Origin of the sequence: Streptomyces sp. NPDC020490 (genome assembly GCF_044335305.1) — a bacterium.
Taxonomy (GTDB): domain Bacteria; phylum Actinomycetota; class Actinomycetes; order Streptomycetales; family Streptomycetaceae; genus Streptomyces.
Genome location: NZ_JBIRUY010000016.1, coordinates 1 through 23,958, shown reverse-complemented (window position 1 = coordinate 23,958; position 23,958 = coordinate 1). Strand labels below are relative to the sequence as shown.

At 71.6% G+C, this 23,958-nt stretch carries 23 protein-coding genes, 1 rRNA gene and 1 pseudogene; 5 read left to right on the top strand and 20 right to left on the bottom strand.

Annotated features, from left to right (window positions below):
- Positions 1 to 69: 69 nt before the first annotated feature.
- From ACH4ZX_RS18320 to tgmC, 5 genes and pseudogenes are all read right to left on the bottom strand, one after another.
- The gene (locus tag ACH4ZX_RS18320; RefSeq protein WP_398273279.1) at positions 70 to 972 is read right to left on the bottom strand and encodes an SAM-dependent methyltransferase; all 903 of its coding nucleotides are present in this window, start codon (positions 970 to 972) and stop codon (positions 70 to 72) included.
- 109 nt (positions 973 to 1,081) lie between these two features.
- Positions 1,082 to 1,612, bottom strand: a pseudogene (locus tag ACH4ZX_RS18315) (transcriptional regulator); the annotation flags it as partial.
- Between the two features lie 136 nt (positions 1,613 to 1,748).
- Positions 1,749 to 2,747 carry a porphobilinogen synthase gene (gene hemB, locus ACH4ZX_RS18310; RefSeq protein WP_398273277.1) on the bottom strand — a complete coding sequence of 333 codons (999 nt, stop codon included), beginning with the start codon at positions 2,745 to 2,747 and terminating at the stop codon, positions 1,749 to 1,751.
- Positions 2,748 to 3,295: 548 nt separating this feature from the next.
- Complete coding sequence (locus ACH4ZX_RS18305) at positions 3,296 to 3,733, bottom strand: ATP-binding protein (RefSeq protein ID WP_398273275.1); 438 nt, start codon at positions 3,731 to 3,733, stop codon at positions 3,296 to 3,298.
- A gap of 151 nt (positions 3,734 to 3,884) precedes the next feature.
- Positions 3,885 to 5,081: an ATP-grasp peptide maturase system methyltransferase gene (gene tgmC, locus ACH4ZX_RS18300; protein WP_398273647.1), complete on the bottom strand. Its 1,197-nt coding sequence runs from the start codon at positions 5,079 to 5,081 to the stop codon at positions 3,885 to 3,887.
- A 205-nt stretch (positions 5,082 to 5,286) separates the two neighbouring features.
- On the opposite strand from tgmC, the gene ACH4ZX_RS18295 reads away from it, so the two are divergent.
- Both ACH4ZX_RS18295 and ACH4ZX_RS18290 read left to right on the top strand, forming a co-directional pair.
- Positions 5,287 to 6,120: a helix-turn-helix transcriptional regulator gene (locus ACH4ZX_RS18295; protein WP_398273273.1), complete on the top strand. Its 834-nt coding sequence runs from the start codon at positions 5,287 to 5,289 to the stop codon at positions 6,118 to 6,120.
- Complete coding sequence (locus tag ACH4ZX_RS18290; protein WP_398273272.1) at positions 6,117 to 6,314, top strand: DUF397 domain-containing protein; 198 nt, start codon at positions 6,117 to 6,119, stop codon at positions 6,312 to 6,314. Before ACH4ZX_RS18295 ends, ACH4ZX_RS18290 begins: the two co-directional genes overlap by 4 nt.
- Before the next feature lie 108 nt (positions 6,315 to 6,422).
- Here the strand turns inward: ACH4ZX_RS18290 and ACH4ZX_RS18285 are convergent, their stop codons facing one another.
- The 5 genes from ACH4ZX_RS18285 to ACH4ZX_RS18265 all read right to left on the bottom strand — a co-directional run bounded on the left by ACH4ZX_RS18285 (position 6,423) and on the right by ACH4ZX_RS18265 (position 12,088).
- Positions 6,423 to 8,129, bottom strand: coding sequence for a uroporphyrinogen-III synthase (locus tag ACH4ZX_RS18285; protein ID WP_398273270.1), 1,707 nt, complete (start codon positions 8,127 to 8,129; stop codon positions 6,423 to 6,425).
- Entirely contained in the window at positions 8,126 to 9,085 is a 960-nt protein-coding gene (gene hemC, locus ACH4ZX_RS18280) for a hydroxymethylbilane synthase (RefSeq protein ID WP_398273268.1), read from the bottom strand. Before hemC ends, ACH4ZX_RS18285 begins: the two co-directional genes overlap by 4 nt.
- On the bottom strand, positions 9,082 to 10,812 hold the full coding sequence (locus ACH4ZX_RS18275; protein WP_398273266.1) for a glutamyl-tRNA reductase: 1,731 nt from the start codon (positions 10,810 to 10,812) through the stop codon (positions 9,082 to 9,084). The genes hemC and ACH4ZX_RS18275 overlap by 4 nt, the downstream gene beginning before the upstream one ends.
- Positions 10,809 to 11,570, bottom strand: coding sequence for a redox-sensing transcriptional repressor Rex (locus tag ACH4ZX_RS18270; protein ID WP_351899800.1), 762 nt, complete (start codon positions 11,568 to 11,570; stop codon positions 10,809 to 10,811). The genes ACH4ZX_RS18275 and ACH4ZX_RS18270 overlap by 4 nt, the downstream gene beginning before the upstream one ends.
- A 236-nt stretch (positions 11,571 to 11,806) precedes the next feature.
- Positions 11,807 to 12,088, bottom strand: coding sequence for a glutaredoxin family protein (locus ACH4ZX_RS18265; RefSeq protein ID WP_351899798.1), 282 nt, complete (start codon positions 12,086 to 12,088; stop codon positions 11,807 to 11,809).
- 96 nt (positions 12,089 to 12,184) lie between these two features.
- Here ACH4ZX_RS18265 and ACH4ZX_RS18260 point away from each other — a divergent pair, with 96 nt between their 5' ends.
- The 3 genes from ACH4ZX_RS18260 to ACH4ZX_RS18250 all read left to right on the top strand — a co-directional run bounded on the left by ACH4ZX_RS18260 (position 12,185) and on the right by ACH4ZX_RS18250 (position 15,824).
- Complete coding sequence (locus ACH4ZX_RS18260) at positions 12,185 to 13,105, top strand: HAD-IB family hydrolase (RefSeq protein WP_324786490.1); 921 nt, start codon at positions 12,185 to 12,187, stop codon at positions 13,103 to 13,105.
- A gap of 488 nt (positions 13,106 to 13,593) precedes the next feature.
- Positions 13,594 to 14,364: an ECF subfamily RNA polymerase sigma factor, BldN family gene (locus tag ACH4ZX_RS18255; RefSeq protein WP_360758656.1), complete on the top strand. Its 771-nt coding sequence runs from the start codon at positions 13,594 to 13,596 to the stop codon at positions 14,362 to 14,364.
- Between the two features lie 233 nt (positions 14,365 to 14,597).
- Positions 14,598 to 15,824, top strand: a complete 1,227-nt coding sequence (locus ACH4ZX_RS18250) for a DUF5667 domain-containing protein (RefSeq protein ID WP_398273263.1) — start codon at positions 14,598 to 14,600, stop codon at positions 15,822 to 15,824.
- A 102-nt stretch (positions 15,825 to 15,926) separates the two neighbouring features.
- Here ACH4ZX_RS18250 and ACH4ZX_RS18245 read toward each other — a convergent pair whose 3' ends face one another.
- From ACH4ZX_RS18245 to rrf, 10 genes are all read right to left on the bottom strand, one after another.
- Positions 15,927 to 16,982, bottom strand: a complete 1,056-nt coding sequence (locus ACH4ZX_RS18245; protein ID WP_398273261.1) for a lysophospholipid acyltransferase family protein — start codon at positions 16,980 to 16,982, stop codon at positions 15,927 to 15,929.
- A 14-nt stretch (positions 16,983 to 16,996) separates the two neighbouring features.
- The gene (locus tag ACH4ZX_RS18240; protein WP_398273259.1) at positions 16,997 to 18,058 is read right to left on the bottom strand and encodes an NAD-dependent epimerase/dehydratase family protein; all 1,062 of its coding nucleotides are present in this window, start codon (positions 18,056 to 18,058) and stop codon (positions 16,997 to 16,999) included.
- A gap of 214 nt (positions 18,059 to 18,272) precedes the next feature.
- The gene (locus tag ACH4ZX_RS18235) at positions 18,273 to 18,371 is read right to left on the bottom strand and encodes a 30S ribosomal protein bS22 (protein ID WP_003948845.1); all 99 of its coding nucleotides are present in this window, start codon (positions 18,369 to 18,371) and stop codon (positions 18,273 to 18,275) included.
- Between the two features lie 154 nt (positions 18,372 to 18,525).
- Positions 18,526 to 18,738 carry a helix-turn-helix domain-containing protein gene (locus ACH4ZX_RS18230; RefSeq protein ID WP_004984898.1) on the bottom strand — a complete coding sequence of 71 codons (213 nt, stop codon included), beginning with the start codon at positions 18,736 to 18,738 and terminating at the stop codon, positions 18,526 to 18,528.
- 129 nt (positions 18,739 to 18,867) lie between these two features.
- Complete coding sequence (locus tag ACH4ZX_RS18225) at positions 18,868 to 19,683, bottom strand: phosphatase (RefSeq protein ID WP_398273257.1); 816 nt, start codon at positions 19,681 to 19,683, stop codon at positions 18,868 to 18,870.
- Between the two features lie 126 nt (positions 19,684 to 19,809).
- Positions 19,810 to 20,982, bottom strand: a complete 1,173-nt coding sequence (locus tag ACH4ZX_RS18220; RefSeq protein WP_398273255.1) for an acetoin utilization protein AcuC — start codon at positions 20,980 to 20,982, stop codon at positions 19,810 to 19,812.
- Positions 20,933 to 22,174, bottom strand: a complete 1,242-nt coding sequence (locus ACH4ZX_RS18215; protein ID WP_398273253.1) for an MFS transporter — start codon at positions 22,172 to 22,174, stop codon at positions 20,933 to 20,935. Before ACH4ZX_RS18215 ends, ACH4ZX_RS18220 begins: the two co-directional genes overlap by 50 nt.
- A gap of 84 nt (positions 22,175 to 22,258) precedes the next feature.
- Positions 22,259 to 23,059, bottom strand: a complete 801-nt coding sequence (locus tag ACH4ZX_RS18210; RefSeq protein ID WP_398273251.1) for a VC0807 family protein — start codon at positions 23,057 to 23,059, stop codon at positions 22,259 to 22,261.
- Between the two features lie 69 nt (positions 23,060 to 23,128).
- Positions 23,129 to 23,773 carry an HAD family hydrolase gene (locus ACH4ZX_RS18205; protein ID WP_398273249.1) on the bottom strand — a complete coding sequence of 215 codons (645 nt, stop codon included), beginning with the start codon at positions 23,771 to 23,773 and terminating at the stop codon, positions 23,129 to 23,131.
- 93 nt (positions 23,774 to 23,866) lie between these two features.
- A 5S ribosomal RNA gene (rrf, locus tag ACH4ZX_RS18200) occupies positions 23,867 to 23,958 on the bottom strand; the annotation flags it as partial.

The following is a 23,958-nucleotide window of genomic DNA, read 5'->3' as shown; positions in this document are numbered from 1 at the left end:
GAAGTACGTGCAACCTACAAGCGGCTTTCCGGGATACGGACGGCCGTACGCCGCTGCCCGCCCGGGTGGTCACCGCTTGTTGCCGACGGCGGCGTAGACGTTGATGTCGGCGTCCGTGACGTCGTTGATGTCGGCGTACCGGACCCTCTCGATGGCGTCGAGGGTCTCCAGGTGGGCGGCACCCGGCTGTTCGGGCACCGGGGCGTCGCCGTCGGGGCGCCAGCGGTGGACCGGGACCACGCCGGGCTCGGCGGGCACCAGGGAGTTGTCGGTGAGGAAGCGCTCGACCTCCGCCCTGGTACGCAGGACGAAGGTGAAGCCCCGCTCGGTGTAGGTGCGTTGGACGGCTCGGATGTTCTCGGGGTTGAGGTCCTCGGTGAGGTGGCTGAGGACCAGGCGGCTGCCGGACGGCAGCGCGTCGATGAGGCCGCGCACGATCGGGTACGCCTCCTCGTCCTCGACGAAGTGCAGGATGGCGACCAGGCAGAGCGCGACCGGCTCGTCGACGTCCAGGATCTTGGCGGCCTGTTCGAGGATCTGCGCGGGGTTCTTGAAGTCGGCGTCGATGTAGTCGGTGCGCCCCTCGGGCCCGGAGGTGAGCAGGGCGCGCGCGTGCGCCAGCACCACCGGGTCGTTGTCGACGTAGACCACGCGGGAGTCGGGGATGATCCGCTGGGTGATCTGGTGGACGTTCTCCGCGGTGGGCAGGCCGGTGCCGATGTCGAGGAACTGGCGGATGCCGTCCTCCCTGGCCAGCGTGGTGACGGCGCGGCGCATGAAGTCGCGGTTGTGCCGCACGTCGAGGTAGCCGCGCGGGTTGGCGGCGAGCGCGGCGGCGGCCGCGGCCCGGTCGACGGGGTAGTTGTCCTTGCCGCCCAGGAAGACGTCGTAGACGCGGGCGGGGTGCGCCTTGGTGGTGTCGATCCTCCTTCTCAGCTCGGCGGGGTCTTGGCTGAGCGCGTCACCGGGCACGGAAGTCTCCCTGACAGATCGAGGCAGCTTTTCGACAGAAGACGACAGGCCGTCAACAACCTAACTTCGGAAACGACTTGCCGGTGCCCGAAATCTTCCTACGACGTGCTCAGGAAACGTCCGTCGTCCCCTCCGCGACCCACTGCGAGCCGCCGAGCGGGAACTCGTAGCCCGGACGGCCGTTGTTGCCGCTGGTGTGGAACGGGCGGCCGTGGTCGTCCAGAACCAGCGTCCCGTGCCGCGAGCCGCTGGACCAGTCCAGTTCCAGGTACCAGCGCACGTCGTACGCCGAGGCGTCGGCCTTGGCGTAGAAGACCTCCGGGTCGGACTCGCTCACCTTGAACGGGAAGTCCCGGTGCCCCGCCTCGGGCACCACGGCGGGCCGCGCGGCGTCGAGCGCCACCGTGAAGGACCGGGTCGGCACGTCGCCGCCGCAGCCGACGCCGGGATAGCCCATCGCGTAGTCGTTCCAGGCGAGCGGCGACCGCTTGCCGGCCATGCGGACGGTCATCCGCTCCAGCACCACCGTCTGCCGGCCGGTGCCCTGCACGGTGAGCGTCACGTACTGCTCGCCGGAGGAGACGGCCCCCACCGCGACCACCCACGCGGTGGCGTCGTCACCGGTGGGCGGCGGCACCTTCGCCGTGGGTTGTGCGGCGGGGGCGCCGCCGCGACGCCCGCGCTGCCGGCCAAGGGCGTGTACTACGACAGCACCCTGTCGGTGACGTACTGGCAGCAGAGCATGGACGACGCCCTGGCCTACTGACCCTGCTGACCTACTGAGCGCGCAGCTTCTGGGCCACCTCGGTGGCCCAGTAGGTGAGGATGTTCTGCGCGCCCGCCCGCCGGATGCCGGTCAGCGTCTCCAGGATGGCCCGGTCGCGGTCGATCCAGCCCTTCTCGGCGGCGGCCTCGATCATCGAGTACTCGCCGGAGATCTGGTACGCGGCGACCGGCACGTCCACGGCGTCGGCGACGCGCGCCAGGACGTCGAGGTAGGGGCCGGCCGGCTTGACCATCACCATGTCGGCGCCCTCCTCCAGGTCGAGGGCCAGCTCCCGCATCGACTCGCGCAGGTTGGCCGGGTCCTGCTGGTAGGTCTTCCGGTCGCCCTGGAGGGAGGAGGCGACGGCCTCGCGGAAGGGCCCGTAGAAGGCGGAGGCGTACTTCGCGGTGTAGGCGAGGATCGCGACGTCCTCCCGCCCGATCTGGTCCAGGGCGTCGCGGATGACGCCGATCTGGCCGTCCATCATCCCGCTGGGCCCCACGACGTGGGCGCCTGCGTCGGCCTGGACCTGGGCCATCTCGGCGTACCGCTCCAGGGTCGCGTCGTTGTCGACGCGCCCTTCCGCGTCCAGCACCCCGCAGTGCCCGTGGTCGGTGGTCTCGTCGAGGCACAGGTCGGACATGACGAGCAGGTCGTCGCCGACCTCGGCCCGCACGTCCCGGATGGCGACCTGGAGAATGCCCTCCGGGTCGGTCCCCGGCGTGCCGACGGCGTCCTTCTTCTCCTCCTCCGGCACGCCGAACAGCATGATCCCGGAGATCCCGGCCGCCACCGCCTCCGCGGCGGCCTTCTTCAGACTGTCCCGCGTGTGCTGTACGACGCCGGGCATCGAGCCGATCGGCACGGGCTCGCTGACGCCCTCCCGCACGAACGCCGGGAGGATGAAGTCGGCGGGGTGCAGCCGCGTCTCGGCGACCATGCGCCGCATGGCCGGGGTGGTGCGCAGCCGACGGGGACGCGTACCGGGAAAGGAACCGTACTTCGTCATACGCCCTACGCTACGCCCGCCCCGGCAACACCTTTGCCGACGGTGTGTCGGGGCCGCCTGGTCCGACGGGGGCCGGCCACGCCCGGCTCAGGCAGGCCGCCGGGAATCTCCGGATTCTTCCGTGGCCCCGCCGGCCACGCCCTCTTCCGGACTCCAGTCGGTCTCCGCGATCTCCGTCAGCAGTGCCTTCCGCTGCCGAGGCGACAAGGAGTCCCCGTCGACGCCCCGAGATGCGGTCCTGGGGCCGAGCCGCCACACAGTGAGTGACTGATCGTTTCAGAATGATCGAGAGAGCCGCCGCAGGCAGATGATCGAGCAGGCGAGTTCGAGGAGCCCCTGGTGAAGGTCCGCCCGGCGCTCGCTCAGGTCGCCGAGCACTTCAGCCCCCGGCCCACCGTCCTGGCCCCAGTTCCACCGAAAGTCGCCGGGCACAGTCCGTCGGTGGCGTGGCGGGTGCGGCCGTAGTGATGCCAGAGGTCTGCGCATCCTGTGTTCACCGGCGCGATACTGCCGCGTCCGGCCGGACCTCGGGCCGCTTCACCGAAACCTCACCCGATCGCCTCGGGCCCGAGACCCACCTCCGCCCAGACGGTCTTCGACGGCACCGGTCCGCATCGCACGCCCCAGCGGTCCGCCAACTCCCCGACGAGCAGCAGGCCGTACCCCGACTCCGCGGGTGGGTCGACGGTCGCCCGCGGGCTGACGGGCAGTCGGTCACCTCGCGTGTCCGTGACCTCGATGCGCAGGACGGCGGACCGGTGGACGGAGAGGGTGAGCCGGAAGCTCCGCCCCGGAACCCGGCCGTGCACCGCCGCGTTCGTCGCGAGTTCGGCCACGATCAGCCGGGCCGGGGCCAACGGCACGTCCCATGCGCGCAGTTGCTCGGTGGCGAGCAGCCGGGCGAGACGTGCGCCGCGGCGCGTGGCGGACAGCGGCACGAAGAACTGGCGGAGCGGGACGCACGGTACGGTGATTTCTTGATTCACATCACCCGGCGTGTCCAGTCGACCGTTCTCTGTGAATACGGAAGGCCCGTGCGGCCGACGGCTGTCCGTACGGCGTCCGGTCCCGTCCGGGGCGCCCGGGGAGACCGGGCGCGGCCGGCCGGGGTTGATCCCGGCAAGGCCCCCCGACCCGTCAGGGCGACGGCAGCGGTAGACAGGGCAGCCGCGGATGCCGCAGGTGCTGCCCGCCTTCGTCGACGCACAGGGTGAAGGTCTCCGGTCCCGGCCGTCCAGCCTCGTCGTAGGCATCGAGAACCCGCTCGACGCGTTCCCACAGCCGCACCGGCCCTCCCTCCCGCACTTTCCCGCCACCGTCGCCGTCCGTGGTCAGCGCGGCGGCCGACCCGCTGACCACGTCGACCAGGTGCACGACGTCACCGACGGCGACCATCTGCACGTCGGGTACGGCGCTCTGCACGAGGAAGCGCAGGTGGAAGGCCTCTTCGGTGGCGGCGGTGATCCGCTCGGGATCGTGTCGAGCGGTCCGTGGCCTCTCCGGCAGCTCGGCCGCCCAGTGGGCGGGGTTGCCGAAGGCCGGCGCCGCGTGCGTGCGCGCCGACATGAAGGAGACCGTGCCGCCCAGCAGACGGCCCTCGGCGGTGCCGTCCTCGGCGACCGTGAGCAGCACCCTGGCATACCCGTACAGCCAGCCCGAGAGGGTCAGCAGGATCTTTCCGCCCGGCCGGGTCTGGGCGACCAGGGCCGGGGGCACGGCCCGGAAGGAGCAGGCCGCCACGATCCGGTCGAACGGGGCCTCGGGCCAGTACCCGTACAGTCCGTCCGCGACCGCGAGCGTCGGCGTGTAACCGCAGGCGTGCAGCGCGCCCGCGGCCTGTTCGAGCCGGCGCGCGTCCACCTCGATGCTCGTGACGCCGCCGGAACCGAGGCGTTCGCAGGCGAGCGCGGTCGAATAGCCCGTCCCCGTACCGATCTCCAGCACGGTGTGCCCTTCCCTGACTTCGACATCGGCCCACATCCGCAGCACGAGCGACGGCAGGGTGGAGGACGAGGTCGGGGCCCCGCCGTGCCGCTCGGCCGGGTCCTTCCAGTCGGGTTCGTCTCCGTCGAACTGCGTGATCAGCGTGGTGTCCGAGTACGCGGCCGCCAGCCAGCGCCCGTGATCGAGCGCGGCGGTGACGGGCTGCCATACGGTCAGCCCCCGCCCGTCCGGCTCGCCGCCGGGCAGGTAGAAGCCGGGCACGAACCGGTGCCGGGGCACCGCCTGCACTGCCGCACGCCAGGCCGGATCGTCCAGCAACCCGCGCGCGGCGAGGTCCTCCGCCATCGCCCCGCGCAGTCGCACGGCGTCGGTCTCGGGGGCGACGGGCATCGTCACCGGCCACCCTGACGTGTGGTGTTCCCCTGATTCACATCACTCAGTGTGTTCACGCATGCGTAGCGTGTGAAGGTGGACGGCTCGTACGGCGGACGGCTGTACGCGAGGTGTCCGGATTCCGTCCGGGCTGTCCGGGGCGACCGGGCGCGGGCGGCCGGAGTTGGTCCGGGGAAGGGCGCGCGACGGGAGGGCGACGGACGTGAACGAGTGGGAAGCGGGGCCGGAGGACGACGAGGCCGGGGCCGTGATGCGCACGGTCGTACGGCAGTTGAAGCTGTGGCGGGAGATCGCCGGCCTCACCCAGGCGGAGTTCGGGGCGGCCATCGGGTACGGGGAAGAGCTGGTGTCCTCGGTGGAGCGAGGGCGGCGGATTCCCCGGCCGGAGTACCTGGACGCGGCGGACGAGGTGCTGGCGGCAGGCGGCCGTATCGCCGCGATGAAGGAGGACGTGGCGGAGGTTCGGTACCCGAAGAAGGTGCGGGACGTAAGGCGCCTGGAGGTTGAGGCGGTACAGATCTGCTCCTACAACAACTCCGTTGTCGACGGCCTGCTCCAGACCGGAGACTACGCACGGGCGGTGTTCAGCTCCCGCCGACCGCCCTTTGCGGGAGAGGAGTTGGAACAGCAGTTGGCCGCACGGCTGGCTCGCCAGGAGATCATCGGCAGCACAACGGCCAAGCCATTGTTCAGCTTTGTGCTGTGCGAGGCGACCCTGCGGCGGCCGATCGGAGCCAGGATGGTCATGCGCGAACAGCTCGAACGGCTACTGGACGTGGCCCGGTTGCCCAACGTCGACCTGCAGATCCTTCCGCTCAGCAGTGAGGAGAACTCGGGGATCGACGGCTCGTTCAGACTGCTGAAACTCAAGGACGGCGCAACCGTTGGGCTCAGCGAAGCACCGCTCACCAGTCGCGTGTTCTGCGGCCCCAAAGAGACCACCGTCCTCGACATGCGTTATGGGATCATCCGGGCACAAGCTCTCACGCCACGGAAGTCCCTGAATCTCATCGAGAAAGTGCGGGGAGAGACATGAGCCTCAAGCCCAGCTCCGAGCTGGAGTGGATAAAGAGCAGCTACAGCACAGCGGACGGGCCGAGCTGCGTCGAAGTGGCCACCCCGGACGAGAGCCACATCCTCGTCCGCGACTCCAAGAACCCCACCGGCCCCCGCCTCACTCTGGCGCCCGCCACCTGGGCGTCCTTCCTGCCGTACGCCTCCGGGCGCTGACGGAGTAGACGCACGCGGAGAAGCGCGAGGCGGAGCGTTTCTGCAGAAACGCTCCGCCTCACTGGACTCCCGTCGGACCCCTCTCCGGACCGGCGACCGGCGACCGGATCAGGTCGTAGACCGGCGCCTCCGCGCCCCCGGTCGCCGCTCGCTCGGCCGGGTGACCGGGTCGCCGGCCTCCAGGGCCGCCGCGCGGCGGCGCCTGCCGAAGTCGGCCAGGGCCTCCGCCAGCTTGTGCACGGACGGCTCCGGGGCCATGACGTCGACCCGCAGGCCGTGCTCCTCGGCGGTCTTCGCCGTCGCCGGACCGATGCACGCGATCACCGTGACGTTGTGCGGCTTGCCGGCGATGCCCACCAGGTTCCGCACGGTCGAGGACGACGTGAAGAGAACGGCGTCGAAGCCACCCCCCTTGATCGCCTCCCGCGTCTCGGCCGGCGGCGGCGACGCCCGCACCGTCCGGTAGGCGGTGACGTCGTCGACCTCCCAGCCCAGCTCGATGAGCCCGGCGACGAGGGTCTCGGTGGCGATGTCGGCGCGCGGCAGGAAGACGCGGTCGATCGGGTCGAAGACGGGGTCGTACGGCGGCCAGTCCTCCAGCAGGCCCGCGGCCGACTGCTCGCCGCTCGGCACCAGGTCCGGCTTCACGCCGAAGGCGATCAGCGCCTTCGCGGTCTGCTCGCCCACCGCCGCGACCTTGATGCCCGCGAAGGCACGCGCGTCGAGGCCGTACTCCTCGAACTTCTCCCGCACGGCCCTGACCGCGTTGACCGACGTGAACGCGATCCACTCGTAGCGGCCCGTCACCAGGCCCTTGACGGCACGCTCCATCTGCTGGGGCGTGCGCGGCGGCTCGACGGCGATGGTCGGGACCTCGTGCGGCACGGCCCCGTAGGAGCGCAGCTGGTCGGAGAGCGACGCCGCCTGCTCCTTGGTCCGCGGCACGAGCACCCGCCAGCCGAACAGCGGCTTGGACTCGAACCACGACAGCTGGTCGCGCTGGGCGGCGGAGGAACGCTCACCGACCACGGCTATCACCGGCCGGCCGCCCTCGGGCGAGGGCAGCACCTTGGCCTGCTTCAGCGTCTGCGCGATCGTGCCGAGGGTGGCGGTCCAGGTGCGCTGGCGCGTGGTCGTGCCGGCCACCGTGACCGTCAGGGGGGTGTCGGGCTTGCGGCCAGCGGACACCAGTTCGCCCGCGGCGGCGGCGACGGAGTCGAGGGTGGTGGAGACGACCACCGTCCCGTCCGAGGCGCCCACCTCCGTCCAGCACCGGTCCGACGCCGTGCGGGCGTCCACGAACCGCACGTCCGCGCCCTGCGCGTCCCGCAGCGGGACACCGGCGTACGCGGGCACGCCGACGGCCGTGGCGACACCCGGCACGACCTCGAAGGGAACACCGGCGGCGGCGCAGGCGAGCATTTCGGCGGCGGCGTACGTATCGAGTCCCGGGTCCCCGGACACCGCACGCACGACCCGCCTGCCGCCCCGCGCGGCCTCCATGACAAGATGTGCGGCATCCCTTACCACGGGGACACCAGCGGTTGTTGACGTGCCGTCAACGACCGCCAGCTGAGGTGCGCCCGTGCCCGGCACCGGATCCGACGAGGGGTCCGGGTCGGTGTGCACTTCGGCGACGCCTTGCCTGGCGTGCTTGCGCACCACGTCGAGCACGTCGTGCTCGGCGACCAGAACGTCCGCGTTCGCCAGCGCCTCGACGGCGCGCAGAGTCAACAGTCCCGGATCTCCGGGTCCGGCACCCAGGAAGGTGACGTGCCCGTGTACGAGGCCGGTGGGAAGGGTGGTGGGGCTCACTGTGCTCGCTCCCCCATCAGACCGGCCGCGCCCTGGGCAAGCATCTCGGCGGCGAGTGCGCGGCCGAGCTCCGTTGCCCGGTCGTGCGTCTGGGGCACGGGACCGGTGGTGGACAGCTGCACCGTGCTCGCGCCGTCGGTCGTGCCGACGACGCCGCGCAGGCGCATTTCCTTATCGTTCTGCCCGTCGGCCAGGAAGTCGGCCAGCGCGCCCACCGGGGCGCTGCAGCCGGCCTCCAGGGCGGCGAGCAGTGCACGCTCGGCCGTCACGGCGGCCCGCGTGAACGGGTCGTCGAGCTCGCCGAGCGCGGCGATCAGCTCCGCGCGGTGCGCGGCGCATTCGACCGCCAGGGCCCCCTGGCCGGGGGCCGGCAGAATCGTGTCGACCGACAGGAAGTCGGTCACCTCGTCGAGGCGGCCGAGCCGGTTCAGCCCGGCGGCGGCCAGTACGACGGCATCGAGCTCGCCGTCGTGCACGTATCCGATCCGCGTGTCGACGTTGCCCCGGATCGGACGTATCTCGATGTCCAGCCCGTGGCTGCGCGCGTACGCGTTCAGCTGGGCCATCCGGCGCGGGGAGCCGGTGCCGATCCGCGCCCCGCGGGGCAGGTCGGTGAACTTCAGCGCGTCCCGGGCGACGATGACGTCCCTCGGGTCCTCGCGCACGGGTATCGCGGCCAGGACCAGGTCCTCGGGCTGCGCGGTCGGCAGGTCCTTCAGCGAATGAACCGCGAAGTCGACCTCGCCGCGCAGCAGCGCCTCCCGCAGGGTGGCCACGAACACGCCCGTGCCGCCGATCTGCGCGAGGTGCTCGCGGGAGGTGTCGCCGTAGGTGGTGATCTCGACGAGTTCCACGGGCCGTCCGGTCACCTGGCTCACGGCGTCCGCCACCTGCCCGGACTGGGCCATGGCGAGCTTGCTTCGCCGGGTCCCGAGCCTCAGTGCCTTGTCTTTCATGCCGGCCCTCGGTTCTTGCTGTTCTTTTCGGAGGTGTCGGAGCCGTCGGCGCGGGAGACGGCGGCCACCGTCTCCTGGTCGAGGTCGAAGAGGGTGCGCAGCGCGTCCGCGTACCCGGCGCCGCCGGGCTCGGCCGCGAGCTGCTTGACCCGTACGGTCGGCGCGTGCAGCAGCTTGTCGACAACGCGCTTGACCGTCTGGGTGATCTCGGCGCGGTGCTTGGCGTCGAGACCGGGCAGCCGTCCCTCGAGCCGGGCGATCTCGCCCGCGACGACGTCGGCGGCCATGGTGCGCAGGGCGACCACGGTGGGCGTGATGTGCGCGGCCCGCTGCGCCGCGCCGAAGGCGGCGACCTCGTCGGCGACGATACGGCGGACCTGGTCGACGTCGGCGGCCATCGGCGCGTCGGCCGAGGCGTCGGCGAGCGACTCGATGTCCACCAGGCGCACCCCGCTCAGCCGGTGCACGGCCGCGTCGATGTCCCGGGGCATCGCCAGGTCCAGCAGGAACAGCACCGGCTCCGGCCGCTGCGGCTCGGGAACCGGCTCGGGTCTGCGGCGCTCGGGGATCCGGCCGACGGCGGCGGCGGTCGCGGCGAGCGCGGTGATCAGCTCGGCGTCGGCCTCGAGGCTGCGGCGCGCCGTCTCCCGCCGGTCGGCGCTGCCGCCCGCGACCCAGGCGCCGTGCTGCTCCAGGGTCGCCGCGTCCATGCCGGCCACGGCGGCCTCGCCCATGACGGAGAAGCGGGTCTGCGCGGCGGACAGCTCGAGCGGCCGGCCTTCCTCGGTGTCGAGGAGGGTGGCCGGCGTGGGCGGCAGGTCGCGCGGGGCGTCGTCGCGTACGTCGGCCCGGCCGTCCGTGGGACCTGCCGGGCCGCTCTCGGGCGCCCGGGCCCCGGTCGCCGCGGCGACCGCCGCCGCCGTCAGCACGAGCCCGGTGGCACCGGTACAGGAGACGGCGACGTCGGCACGTGTCAGCTCGTCCGGCACGGACTCCATCGGCACCGCGCGGGCCGCCACGCCCGTGTCGGCGCCCTCGGTGAGGATCTGCGCGAGGCGCTCGGCGCGGTCGAGGGTGCGGTTGGCGACCACGACCTCGGCGACCCCGGCCCGCGCGAGCGTCGCCGCGGCCAGCGACGACATCGAACCGGCGCCTATGACGAGGGCTCTCTTGCCGCGCGCCCAGAGCTGCACCTCGCCGCCCGCGGCCAGCTGCTCCAGGCCGAAGGTGACCAGCGACTGGCCGGCGCGGTCGATGCCGGTCTCGGAGTGGGCGCGCTTGCCGACCCTGAGGGCCTGCTGGAACAGGTCGTTCAGCAGCTTCCCGGCGGTGTGCAGGTCCTGCGCCCTGGCCAGGGAGTCCTTGATCTGCCCGAGGATCTGCCCCTCGCCGACGACCATCGAGTCCAGCCCGCAGGCCACCGAGAACAGGTGGTGGACGGCGCGGTCCTCGTAGTGGACGTACAGGTAGGGCGTGAGCTCCTCCAGCCCGACGCCGCTGTGCCGGGCCAGCAGCGTGGACAGCTCGGCGACACCGGCGTGGAACTTGTCCACGTCGGCGTACAGCTCGATGCGGTTGCAGGTGGCCAGCACGGCGGCCTCGGTGGCCGGCTCGGCGGCGACGGTGTCGTGCAGCAGCTTGATCTGGGCGTCCGAGGCCAGCGCGGCGCGCTCCAGGACGCTGACCGGGGCACTGCGGTGACTCAGTCCGACGACGAGGAGACTCATGCCGGCATCACGGCGGGGACGTCCCCGTCGGGCCCCTGGTCGGCGGACTCGGTGCGGGCGGCGACCGTGACGCCGCCGTCGCCGGACGCGGCTTCCTCGCCGGCCTTGCGCTGCTCGTGGAAGGCGAGGATCTGCAGCTCGATGGAGAGGTCGACCTTGCGCACGTCGACGCCGTCGGGGACGTTCAGCACCGTCGGCGCGAAGTTCAGGATGCTGGTCACCCCGGCCGCCACCAGCCGGTCGCAGACCTGCTGGGCGGCGCCGGCGGGGGTCGCGATCACGCCGATGCTGACGCCGTTGTCCTGGATGATCGTCTCCAGGTGGTCGGTGTGCTGCACCGGGATCCCGGCGACCGGCTTCCCGGCCATCGCGGGATCGGCGTCGATGAGGGCGGCGACCCGGAAACCGCGGGAGGCGAACCCGCCGTAGTTGGCCAGCGCGGCGCCGAGGTTTCCGATGCCGACGATGACAACCGGCCAGTCCTGGGTCAGACCGAGTTCACGGGAGATCTGGTAGACGAGATACTCCACGTCGTACCCCACGCCCCGGGTCCCGTAGGAGCCGAGATAGGAGAAGTCCTTGCGCAGCTTGGCGGAGTTGACGCCCGCCGCGGCCGCGAGCTCCTCGGAGGAGACCGTGGGCACCGAGCGCTCCGACAGTGCGGTGAGCGCCCGGAGGTACAGCGGAAGGCGGGCGACGGTGGCCTCGGGAATCCCTCGGCTACGGGTCGCCGGTCGGTGTGTTCGGCCAGTTGCCACGGTGCTCCTGCGGGTAGAGCGGGGCTGTAGGCGGTCACACGTCCCCAGACCGCCCCGTCGAATGCAGGCTATGTCTTTGTGAACGCGTGCACAAAGATTGTGTCCGATTTGCCCGGCCAACGTGACCGGGGTCACGCGCACTGTTCCTGGGGGCAAAACCGACTCACTCCTCGCGAAATCCCGCCCCCGAGACCAGACCACCATCGATCCTAAGCGACACCCGCCGGACACCTGTACTAGTCGGTCAGTTCTTTGCGGAGGCGATTTTCGTCCACCCGCCAGAAGGTGTGCTGCCTGCCGTCGACGAGCACCACGGGCACCTGCTCCCAGTACTCGTCGTACAGCTTGCGGTCCTGGGTGATGTCCTTCTCCTCGAAGGGGACGCCGAGATCGCCGCAGACCTTCTCGACGACGAGCCGCGCGTCGTCGCACAGGTGGCAGCCGGGCTTGCCGATGAGGGTGACCAGCCGCTCCGCGGGAGCGGCCTTGCGCCGGAAGATGGGAGTCATGCCGGCCATTGTCGCGCCTGTCTTAACGACACGGCCGCGGAGAGTTCACAGCGTTCGAACCTCATGACCGGGGAAGCGGCGCACGAAATGGCTATGCTCACGGTCATGGCCGCTCTCGGATGGCTCACTCACCGTAGGCGCTCCGCCACGGCGCGGAGCGTGTTGGCAGGCGAGGCCTCGGCGGAGGCAGCGCGCAAGCACTCGCAGGAGGTACCGGCACCCGAGGAACCCGCGTTCCCGGTGCTCGGCGACGACAAGGCCGCCGCCTTCTTCGACCTGGACAACACCGTCATGCAGGGCGCCGCGCTGTTCCACTTCGGCCGCGGCCTGTACAAGCGGAAGTTCTTCGAGACGCGGGACCTGGCGAGGTTCGCCTGGCAGCAGGCCTGGTTCCGGCTGGCCGGGGTCGAGGACCCCGAGCACATGCAGGAGGCCCGCGACTCGGCGCTGTCCATCGTCAAGGGCCACCGCGTCGCCGAACTGAAGTCGATCGGCGAGGAGATCTACGACGAGTACATGGCCGAGCGCATCTGGCCGGGCACCCGCGCCCTCGCGCAGGCCCACCTGGACGCCGGCCAGAAGGTGTGGCTGGTCACCGCGGCCCCGGTCGAGATCGCCCAGGTCATCGCCCGCCGGCTCGGCCTGACCGGCGCCCTCGGCACGGTCGCCGAATCGGTCGACGGCGTGTACACCGGCAAACTCGTCGGCGAACCGCTGCACGGCCCCGCCAAGGCGGAGGCGGTGCGCGCGCTGGCCGCCGCGGAAGGCCTGGACCTCTCCCGCTGCGCCGCCTACAGCGACTCCCACAACGACATCCCGATGCTCTCCCTGGTCGGCCACCCCTACGCCATCAACCCGGACAGCAAATTGCGCAAGCACGCCCGCGAACTGGACTGGCGGCTGCGCGACTACCGCACCGGCCGCAAGGCGGCGAAGGTCGGCATCCCGGCGGCGGCGGGCGTGGGCGCGGTGGCCGGCGGCACGGCGGCGGCGCTCGCCCTGCACCGACGCCGCCGCTTCAGCTGACCGGGCCCGCGACCGGGCCCACGCCACGCGTCCGGCAAGCGCCGACGCCAGGCGCATGACAGGCGCCCGGGACAGGCGCCGAGGACCGATGCCGAGGACAGGCGTACGACCGGCTCCGGGGCGGGCCCACGACCTGCCCACGACCTGCGCCGACCGGACCACGGCAGGCCCGCGACCGGCGCCGGGACAGCCCCGTGACAGCCCTGGCAGCACCCGCTCCGCCCGGCCGCGTTGGCTGCACACGGCCACAACACGCCCCGTACCGCGACGAACATGGACGGATTCGATCAGCAAACGGTCACGCTGCGGCACCCGATAGAGCGTCAAACGGTTACGGAAGCGACGTAATCGATGATTTGAGCAACTGGGTGTAGCAGCGCCTGCACGAAGCGTTATTCTCCTCAGACGCAATCCGGTACCCCTCCGTCGCTACGACGGGTGAACGGTTCCGCACTGCACGTGATGGAAGCTCTGCCTCTGGGAGTCCCGTGTACCCACACGTCGGGGTTGACGCCTCGGGCCTGGCTACGCTGCGCGCAACGGTCCAAGACCTGTTGCGCGGCTTCGTCCCCACCGCGTACGCCGTCCCCGCCCTCGCCGTAGCCGGCGCCCCCGTCGGCCCGTGCTACGCGCTCGCCGACGGCAGCGCCGCCGTCGGCGGACGAGGACGCACGACCGGCGCCACCGCCCGCCGCCCGGCCGCGGACAGCGACAGCGCCCGGATGATGGACCTCGTCGAACGCGCCCAGGCCGGCGAGGCCGAAGCCTTCGGCCGGCTCTACGACCAGTACAACGACACCGTCTACCGCTACATCTACTACCGGGTGGGCGGCCGGGCGACCGCCGAGGACCTCACCAGCGAGACCTTTCTGCGCGCCCTGCGCCGCATCGGCACCTTCACCTGGCAGGGCCGCGACTTCGGCGCCTGGCTCGTCACCATCGCCCGCAACCTCGTCGCCGACCACTTCAAGTCCAGCCGCTTCCGCCTGGAGGTCACCACCGGCGAGATGCTCGACGCCAACGAGGTCGAGCGCTCCCCGGAGGACTCCGTCCTGGAGTCCCTCTCCAACGCCGCCCTCCTCGACGCGGTGCGCCGGCTCAACCCCCAGCAGCAGGAGTGCGTGACGCTCCGCTTCCTGCAGGGTCTCTCCGTCGCCGAGACCGCCCGCGTGATGGGCAAGAACGAGGGGGCCATCAAGACCCTGCAGTACCGCGCCGTGCGCACCCTCGCCCGGCTGCTGCCGGACGACGCCCGCTGAGCCGCCACCCTCAGCGACGTCCAACTCACGCCCAGTGGAAGCCCGTTGACTCCCCGATGCGTTCATCCGCAGTCCGTAACCCAAGCGCCGCGCCACTCGTTGTGCGGGATGCAGGCTCCCTGTGGTGACTCCCTGACCGCCTCCGATCATGCGATCGTGTGGATGCGGCCAGTGCGGGCAGCCCTCAGGACCCCCTGGGGAGTCGACCGTCATGACGAGAGGAGGTGCCGCCAGTGATCGCGAACGTATCGGCGCACCGGCGGGCGAGCGCCTTCGCCCAGGCCCTGGAGGAGCAGTCCGAACGGGACACGGCGGCCGAGCAGTCCGAAGGATCGCCCCCGGCCCCGCCCGGCGCCGAGCGGACCGGGCAGGGCGAGCTGCTCGCCATCGCCGCGGGCCTCGGCGCGCTGCCCAAACCGGAGCTCGACCCCGAGGTCAAGGTCGTCCAGCGTGCCCAGCTCGTGGCCGCGTTCGAGGCCATGCTGCGGGAGGGCGCCGGCGAGGAGGCGACGGACCCTTCACTGCCCGGGCAGCGTGCCCACCGGACCCGGGGCGCTCACCGGGCGAGTCCGCTGGGGAAACTGCGACCGCGTTCGCGGCTCACCAAGGGGCTCGCCGCGGGCGGGCTGAGTGTCGGGGTGGCCGCGGGCGCCTTCGGCGGAGTCTCCGCTGCCAGCTCCGACGCCCTGCCCGGTGACTCGCTCTACGGCCTCAAGCGCGGCATCGAGGACTTCAAGGTCAACTACCTGACCGAGGGCGCCGACGAGCAGGGCAAGGCCTACCTCGACCTGGCCTCCACCCGGCTGAACGAGGCACGCCGCCTGATGGACCGCGGCCGCGCCGGCCCCCTCGACCACGAGTCCGTCGGCGAGATCCGCCGCGCCCTGTCCGGCATGCAGCACGACGCCTCGGAAGGGCACCGACTGCTGCACGAGGCCTACCAGCGCGACCCCGGCTCCCTGGGCCCCATCCAGGCCCTCTCCGCGTTCTCCCGCTCGCACCGCGAAGCCTGGGGCGCCCTGCGCGACAAGCTGCCCGTGCAGCTCGGCGACGTCAGCGAGCAGGTGTCGTCGGTGTTCGACGCCATAGACGAAGAGGTCGCCCCGCTGGAGTCCCTGCTCCCCGACCCCTCGGCCGGGGACGGCCGCACGGGCGATCGGCTGGGCGCGGGGCCGTCGGCCGCCGACTCGACCGGTTCCGGCCGGTCCGCGCAGCCGAGCACCGGCAGCCGCTCCCCCGGCGGCAGCCGCTCCAGCAGCCCCAGCGGATCGTCCACGTCCGGCACCGACGACGGCCTGCTCGGCGGCAACACCGGCGGCCTGCTCGATCCGCCCCAGGAGAGCGGCAGCGCCTCCCCGTCCGCCGGCACGTCGCCCACCAGCGGCCCCGACGTGACCATCCCGCCGCTGCTCCCGGGCCTGCTGCCCGGCCTGGGCATCGACAGCGAGGACCCGAACTGACGCAGGCGCACGGCGCGTACGACGGCGGGGGCGCCCCTCTCAGGAGGAGCGCCCCCGCCGTCGTACGTCCGGGAACGGGCCTGCGTACGTCCGGGAACGGCCCTAGAAGAACACCGACCGGCGCTGCACCAGCAGCTTGTACAGGGTGTGCTGGATCTGCTCGCGGACCTGGTCGGTCAGGTTGAACATCAGCATCGGGTCCTCGGCCGCCTCCGGCGGATAGCCGTCCGTGGGGATCGGCTCGCCGAACTGGATGGTCCACTTCGTCGGCAGCGGGATCGCGCCCAGCGGGCCCAGCCACGGGAAGGTCGGCGTCAGCGGGAAGTACGGGAAGCCCAGCAGCCGCGCGAGGGTCTTCGCGTTGCCGATCATCGGGTAGATCTCCTCCGCGCCCACGACCGAGCACGGGACGATCGGGACGCCCGCGCGCAGCGCGGTGGACACGAAACCGCCCCGGCCGAAGCGTTGGAGCTTGTAACGGTCGCCGAAGGGCTTGCCGAGCCCCTTGAAGCCCTCCGGCATCACCCCGACCAGCTCGCCCTGGTCCAGCAGCCGTGCCGCGTCCTCCGCGCAGGCCAGGGTGTGGCCCAGCTTGCGCGCCAGCTCGTTCACCACCGGCAGCACGAAGACCAGGTCGGCGGCGAGCAGGCGCAGATGGCGGCCGGCGGGATGGTTGTCGTGCACGGCGACCTGCATCATCAGGCCGTCCAGCGGCAGCGTGCCGGAGTGGTTGGCGACGATCAGCGCGCCGCCATCGGCCGGGATGTTCTCGACGCCCTTCACCTCGACCCGGAAGTACTTCTCGTACACCGGCCGCAGCAGCGACATCAGGACCTGGTCGGTCAGCTCCTCGTCGTAGCCGAAGTCGTCGACCTCGTAGTCGCCCGTCAGGCGGCGGCGCAGGAAGGACAGGCCGCTCGCGATGCGGCGCTCCAGACCGCTCTCGTCCCGGGGCTGCTCCGGCGGCTGCTGCGCACCGCTCACGGGGGCGTCCTCCTGCCCGGCCGCCCCGCCGGGCAGGGGCTGCACCTCGCGCACCGGCGCGGGCTGCTCCGTGGTCTTGCGCCGGCTCCCCGCGCCGCGGCGCCGCGACGGCCGCTGAACGGCGCTCGCGCGGGACCGGTCGTCGTCGAACGGAATGACCTTGGCGTCCGCCATCGTTGATGCGCTCCTCAGTTGGCGCTCTGCGTCGGGAGGGGGCCGCTGCCCGGCACGGCCAGCGCGGCGACCCGGTCGACGGCCTTCGCGACGGCTTCCGGCGGCAGGAGGCCGGGGCCGCGGCTCTTGGCGAAGTCCGCGAACGTCTGTGCCGTCGTGTACTTCGGCCTGAAACCCAGCGTCTCACGCATCTGGTCCGTCGCCACGACCCGACCGTGCGTCAGCAGGCGGATCTGCTCCGGCGAGAAGTCCGTCATGCCCAGCGTACGCACCAGGGAGCCCGTCCAGGTGACCGCGGGGAGCAGCAGGGGCACGGTGGGCCGTCCGAGCCTCCTGGAGCACTGGGAGAGCAGCAGGACGCCGTCACCGGCGATGTTGAAGGTGCCGCTGTTGAGCGTGCCCCGCTCCGGCTCGTGCGAGCCGATCCGCAGCACCTCGATCACGTCGTCCTCGTGGACGAACTGCAGCCGCGGGTCGTAGCCGAACACGGTCGGCAGGACCGGCAGCGAGAAGTACGACGCGAGCGGCGTGTCCGCCGTCGGCCCCAGGATGTTGGCGAACCGCAGCACGCACACCGCCACATCGGGGCGGCGGCGCGCGAACCCGCGCACATAGCCCTCGACCTCGACGATGTCCTTGGCGAAGCCGCCGCTGGGCAGCGACTTCGGCGGGGTGGTCTCGGTGAAGACGGCCGGGTCGCGGGGCGCGGACCCGTAGACGTTCGTGCTGGACTTCACCACCAGCCGCTTCACCGCGGGCGACTTCTGGCACGCGCCGAGCAGCTGCATCGTGCCGATGACGTTGGTCTCCTTCAGGGACGCGCGGCTGCCGCTGCCCAGCGGCGTGCCGGTCACGTCCAGGTGCACGACCGTGTCGGCGCCCGTCTCGGCGAGCACCCGCGCGACGGTGGGCTGCCGGATGTCGGTCTGGATGAACTCGGCGCCGCCCAGGTGGTGCTCGGGGGGCACCACGTCCACGCCGACGACCCTGTCCACGCGGGGGTCGCGCTGGATCCGTCGTACGAACCGGCCCCCCAGCGTGCGGGCCACTCCGGTCACGAGCACGACCTTGCCCACGATTCAGCGCCTTCCTTCCAGCCCTCGTCCCCCGGCGGGTTCCCCCGTGCGGCCAACTTAGCGGGTCGTTGTTGCGCTGTGATGACCGCGCGGTGCGTGACGTCACCGCGTCCACAGCCGGACGAACAGACCGAGCCATGTGAAACACGCGGGAATGCGCGTGGCCCCCCACCGGCTTCGGTGGGGGGCCACGATCACGCTCCTGCTGCGTCGCTCACTTCTTGTTGCGACGCTGGACGCGCGTGCGCTTGAGCAGCTTGCGGTGCTTCTTCTTGGCCATCCGCTTGCGCCGCTTCTTGATAACAGAGCCCACGACTACCCTCGCTCACTTCTCATCACTCGGTGTTTGGGCGCCATGGGCCCACACGACCTACGAGGGGCTAGCCTACCCGCCCGAGCGCTGAGGTCGTAATCGAGGTGTCGGGGGGACCCGGAAGTGCCCTGAGGATCCCCTCGGACCAGTGTCGTCAGGCGGTTTCCACCCCCACGTAGCTCTCGCGAAGGTATTCGTGAACCGCTTGCTCCGGGACACGGAACGAACGTCCCACCCGGATCGCGGGCAGATGACCGCTGTGCACCAGCCGGTACACGGTCATCTTCGACACTCGCATCACCGAGGCGACTTCCGCCACGGTAAGGAACTGAACCTCGTTCAGAGGCCTCTCGCCAGCTGCAGCCATGACACACCTGAACCTTCCGCACTCGACGGCCACCGGCTTCCCCTTCCGGTGACTCTTCGTCGCTGCGTGCTCACTCCCCAATGTAGGGGCGGGTGATGCGAGTGGGGAAGAGGTGCACCCATCGGCGGCCTACTGTGACAGACACGCTCGATTGAGTACGTAGCGGGTGAGCGGCCGGTAGTAACCGGACCGCACGCCGTCATCAAGTGGAACGACGACGGACACGGACCCCTCCGCCTCCCCGACGAACAGCGCGGGGTCGTCGGTGTCCGCCGGCCCCATGGCCTCGAACCCCAGCTGACCTGCCCCGCAGACCCATCCGTGGTCTCCCACGACCAGCTCCGGCAGGGGGCCGCCGGCCTCGGCCGCCGCCGCCAGCACGGTACGAACCGGCAACGGGGAATGCGTGTGCGCGCCGGTCGCACGACCGGGGCGGGACGCGTCGTGTTCTCGGACGAGCGCGACTCCTCGTACGTAGTCGACGTTGTACGAGCGTAGGCCGAACCGGGTCGTTATGTCGACACAGCGACCCTGCGCCGGTGTGAGGACGGTACATCCCGCCGCCGACATGGCGTCCGCGAGAGCGGCGTAGAAACCGAGCAGACGGTGCGGGTGTCCGGTGCCGAACAGCACCGGTGCGGCGCGCCGGGCGGCCGCCGCGAGCCGGTCCGCGAAGGCGTCCAGCGCGGCCAGGGTCCGGTCCGGGTCGATCACATCCTGGCCCGAGACGTGCCGTGGATCGGCCGAGACCCCGCACCTGTCCGCCATCAGCCCGATCACGTCCCGCTCCCGCCAGGCCCCTTCGGGATCGATCCCGATCAGCACGCGCGGGTCGCGGGCGGCGAACAGCCGGTAACTGCGCAGGCTCGCCTCGCGCGAGGTGGCCACCGTCCCGGCGAGACGGGCGGCCAGGAGATGGTCGCGCAGGGCTCCGGCAGTCAGCACGTCAGCGATGGTGACGCAGCACGGCGCCGACGGCGACCCGAACGGCCCGACACCGCACGGTCGGCGTAACGACGTGACGGAGTGCGGCGTGCCGCGTGACCGATTTCTATGGGTGACGGGGTACGGCTACGGCAGCAGCCCTCGCAGCGGGAACACCGCCCGCCGCGTCGCCAGCACCGCCTGGTCGAGCCGGTCCGCCGGGTCGTACCCCATCTCCCACTCGCCCCACGACACCGGCCAGCGCCCGTCCGTCATCCGCAGCGGCGCCGACTGCCGGGTGCGCGCGTACACCTCCTGCCGCCACGCCTCCGGGATCATGGCCTCCGGCTCCACCGGACGCCCGGCCGCGATCCCCACCAGATGCGTCCACGACCGCGGCACCACCTCGACCACCGCGTAACCGCCCCCGCCCAGCGCGACCCAGCGCCCGTCGGAGTAGGCGTGCGCCAGCTCGTGGCAGGCCACTTGGACGGCCCGCTGCGCGTCCAGCGACACGGCCAGGTGCGCCAGCGGGTCCTCGAAGTGCGTGTCGGTGCCGTGCTGCGTCACCAGCACCTGCGGCCGGAAGTCGGCGATCAGCTCCGGCACCACGGCGTGGAACGCGCGCAGCCAGCCCGCGTCGCCGGTCCCGGCCGGCAGCGCGAGGTTCACGGCCGACCCCTCCGCGGCGCTCGCGCCGGTCTCCTCCGGCCACCCGGTCTGCGGGAACAGGGTCCGCGGATGCTCGTGCAGCGAGATCGTCAGGACCCGCGGATCCTCCCAGAACGCCGCCTGCACCCCATCGCCGTGATGCACGTCCACGTCGACGTAGGCGACCCGCTCGGCCCCCAGCTCCAGCAGCCGCGCGATGGCCAGCGAGGCGTCGTTGTAGATGCAGAACCCCGAGGCGCCCCCGGGCATCGCGTGGTGCAGCCCGCCGGTGAAGTTCACGGCGTGCAGCGCGTCGCCGTTCCACACGGCCTCCGCGGCACCCACCGACTGCCCCGCGATCAGCGCCGACACCTCGTGCATCCCGGCGAACGCCGGATCGTCCTCCGTGCCGAGCCCGTACGACCCGTCGGCCCCCTCGGGACGCGCCGAGGCCGCCTTCACGGCGTCGATGTAGTCCTCCCGGTGGACGAGCCGCAGCGTCGACTCCCCGGCCGGCTTGGCCGTGACGACCTCCACCTCCCGGTGCAGCCCGAGGGCTTCGACGAGGCTCCAGGTCAGGGCCAGCCGGACCGGATCCATCGGGTGGTCCGGACCGAAGTCATACCCCGTTACTGCCTCGTCCCACATCAGCTGTGCGCGGCCGCTCATACCGGCCACCGTATCGGTCTTCGCGCGGTGCGAACGAGCGGGCGTAGACCAGCGTCAGCAGCACCAGCACCATCGGCACCAGCATCGCCCCGCGATAGCTCCACGCGTCGCCCAGCCCTCCCACCAGAGGCGAGCCGACGAGGAAGCCGACGTAGTTGAAGATGTTGAGCCGCGCGACGGCCGCGTCCGAAACACCCGGGAACAGCCGTCCGGCCGCCGCGAAGGTCTGCGGCACCAGCACGCACAGCCCCAGGCCCACCAGTGTGAACCCGAGCATCCCGGCCCACGCCCCCGGCGCGCCGGCCACCACGGCGAACCCGAGCGCCGCCACCAGCGCGCCCAGCCGCACCACGGCCACGGCCCCGAACCGCCGCACCCCGAGGTCGCCGAGGGACCGGGCCAGCAGGGTCGTGACCATGTAGACGTTGTACGGGACGGTCGCCAGCTGCTCGGAGCTCCCCAGCACGTCCTGAAGGTACTTCGCGCTCCAGTTGGAGACCGTCGAGTCCCCGATGTACGCGAAGCTCATCACCAGGCACAGCGGCAACAGCAGCTTGAAGACCAGCTTTTGGCGCTGCTCCTGGCCCTGCTTCTCGTCCTCGCCCTCCCCCGCCTCGGGTACGGGCGCGGCGGCGTCCCCGTCGACGTACCAGCGGCTGCCGGCCAGCGCGGCCGGCAGCAGCACCGCCACGACCGGCAGGTACGACACCCACAGCGCGAGGTGCCAGTGCGCCCCGGCCCAGGCCAGCGAGGCCCCCACGATCCCGCCCAGGCTGTAGGCGGCGTGGAAGCTGAGCATGATGCTGCGCCGGTAGGCCCGCTGCAGGCTCACCCCGAGCATGTTCATCGAGGCGTCCAGCGCGCCCACGGCGAGCCCGAACACGGCGAGCGCGACGGCCAGTTCGGCCATCCGCCCGCCCGCCCCGACGCCGACCAGGGCGAGCAGCACCACCGGCTGGGACCAGCGCAGCAGCACGCTCGGCCGGACCCGCTTCACCAGCTGCTCGGTCGTCACGCTGCCGACACCGGCCAGGACGGGCACCGCGGCCAGGAAGGCCGGCAGCAGCGCGTCGGAGACGCCGTACCGGTCCTGGATGGCCGGAATCCGGGTCACCAGCAGAGCAAAGGCGGCGCCCTGCGCGAAGAAGCTGAACGCCAGCGAGGCCCTGCCGCGCCGCAGCACATCTGTCATGGCCGCGAGCGTAGGGCCCCGGGGTACCGGTGGGTAGATCGAGCCAAAGATGAATTCCCCTCATCTTTGCCTGGGGTGCCGGACTCAGGCGGCGAAGGCGGCCTCGGGCACCGCCCGCCTGACCTTCGGCTCGGCGCTCGCCGGCCCGCCGCACTCCGTCTCGGCGCACTCCGTCTCGGCGGCGAGGAGGCACTCCATCGGCCGGGCGGCCAGGCGACCGCTGACCACGAAGGTGACCGCCATGACCCCCGCCATGATCACCGATCCCAGCCACACCATGGTGTCCACGGGGACGGTGTACGCCCCGACGACCCGCGCGACGCACTCACCGAGCAGCGCCGCACCCCACACCAGGGAGAACAGCCGCTCCTTGCGCCGGAAGACCGCCGACCCCGCGGCCGCACCCGAGGCCAGCCGCTGCCAGGCGGCCTCCCGCGCCGCGTCCCCCTTCACCACGAAGGGCTTCATGGCGGCCGTCATCATCGGCCGGCCGAGCGCCACGGACACCAGGATCCCGATCCCGATCACGCTGCTGACCCCGCTGTCCTTGGCGAGCATCAGCCGCGGGTCGCCGGAGACGAAGCTGAGCACCAGCGAGACGACGTTCACCACGAGGGTCAGCGCGGCGAGCGAGTTGGTCCTGCCCGCCCTGACCGCGCTCCATCCGGTCCGCACGGCCGGCACCAGGCTGCTCCAGGCGAGAGCCGCGAACGTGCTCGCCCCGAACGCCTCCTTGAGCAGGTAGTACGACCCGATCGGCACCGCCACGTCCACCAGCAGCGGCCTGAAGGCGTCCGTCCGGCTCGCCTTGCCCGCCGCCTGGCCCGTCTCGCCCGCCTTGCCTGTGCGGCCCGTGTCGCTCGTGTCGCTCGTCTTCGTCGTCATGCCCTCAGCTTCGCGGCTGCGGGGGGTTCACCAGTAGAAACGATCGTCCGGACCTCGGCATGACAGATGTCAGACGAGGAGGTCTGGCAACTCCCCCATGTCGGAGAACAGTTTCCCGGCGCCCACGAGCTTCTCCGCCGGTGTCATGGCGGTGAACCCGAGGACGTCCATCCCCGCCGCCACGGCCGCCCGCACGCCCAGCGGGCTGTCCTCGACGACCACGCACCGCTCCGGCGCCACGCCCATGCGCTCGGCCGCGTACAGGAACAGGTCCGGTGCCGGCTTGCCCCGCCCCACGTCCTGCGAGCTGAAGATCCGCCCCTCCTCGAACCACCGGTCCAGTCCGGTCGTCCGGTGGCCCACCCGGATCCGCTCATGGCTCCCGGACGACGCCACGCAGAACGGCACCCCGTCCGCCGACAGCCGCTCCAGCACGCCGGCGACGCCGGCCACGGGCTTCAACTCGCGCTCGAACGCGGCGAACACCCGCGCATGGAAGACGTCGTCGAAGTCGTCCGGCAGCCGCCGCCCGGTCCGCTCCAGCACCAGCTCATGGATCCGGTGCATCGCGGACCCCATGTAGTCCCGGATCGATTCCTCGTACGACGTCGGATGGCCGAGTTCGGTGAGATGGGCGGCGAGGAGCCGGTTGGATATGGGCTCGCTGTCGACGAGGACGCCGTCGTTGTCGAATATCACCAGGTCATAGCGCATGCTGCCGACCCTAGACCCTGGCCTTCCCGGCTCGGGGGGCCGGAACGCAGAAAACCCCGTACCGGAACCGGTACGGGGTTTTCTTGAAGAATTGTTCGGCGGCGTCCTACTCTCCCACAGGGTCCCCCCTGCAGTACCATCGGCGCTGTAAGGCTTAGCTTCCGGGTTCGGAATGTAACCGGGCG

What these genes read in the sequence shown, in the direction of transcription:
- hemB (WP_398273277.1), bottom strand. Translation starts at nt 2,747, where the DNA reads ATGACGAAGTACGGTTCCTTTCCCGGTACGCGTCCCCGTCGGCTGCGC.
- tgmC (WP_398273647.1), bottom strand. Translation starts at nt 5,081, where the DNA reads ATGCCCGTCGCCCCCGAGACCGACGCCGTGCGACTGCGCGGGGCGATG.
- ACH4ZX_RS18290 (WP_398273272.1), top strand. Translation starts at nt 6,117, where the DNA reads ATGAGCCTCAAGCCCAGCTCCGAGCTGGAGTGGATAAAGAGCAGCTAC.
- hemC (WP_398273268.1), bottom strand. Translation starts at nt 9,085, where the DNA reads ATGAAAGACAAGGCACTGAGGCTCGGGACCCGGCGAAGCAAGCTCGCC.
- ACH4ZX_RS18275 (WP_398273266.1), bottom strand. Translation starts at nt 10,812, where the DNA reads ATGAGTCTCCTCGTCGTCGGACTGAGTCACCGCAGTGCCCCGGTCAGC.
- ACH4ZX_RS18265 (WP_351899798.1), bottom strand. Translation starts at nt 12,088, where the DNA reads ATGGCCGGCATGACTCCCATCTTCCGGCGCAAGGCCGCTCCCGCGGAG.
- ACH4ZX_RS18260 (WP_324786490.1), top strand. Translation starts at nt 12,185, where the DNA reads ATGGCCGCTCTCGGATGGCTCACTCACCGTAGGCGCTCCGCCACGGCG.
- ACH4ZX_RS18245 (WP_398273261.1), bottom strand. Translation starts at nt 16,982, where the DNA reads ATGGCGGACGCCAAGGTCATTCCGTTCGACGACGACCGGTCCCGCGCG.
- ACH4ZX_RS18230 (WP_004984898.1), bottom strand. Translation starts at nt 18,738, where the DNA reads ATGGCTGCAGCTGGCGAGAGGCCTCTGAACGAGGTTCAGTTCCTTACC.
- ACH4ZX_RS18220 (WP_398273255.1), bottom strand. Translation starts at nt 20,982, where the DNA reads ATGAGCGGCCGCGCACAGCTGATGTGGGACGAGGCAGTAACGGGGTAT.
- ACH4ZX_RS18215 (WP_398273253.1), bottom strand. Translation starts at nt 22,174, where the DNA reads ATGACAGATGTGCTGCGGCGCGGCAGGGCCTCGCTGGCGTTCAGCTTC.
- ACH4ZX_RS18210 (WP_398273251.1), bottom strand. Translation starts at nt 23,059, where the DNA reads ATGACGACGAAGACGAGCGACACGAGCGACACGGGCCGCACAGGCAAG.
- ACH4ZX_RS18205 (WP_398273249.1), bottom strand. Translation starts at nt 23,773, where the DNA reads ATGCGCTATGACCTGGTGATATTCGACAACGACGGCGTCCTCGTCGAC.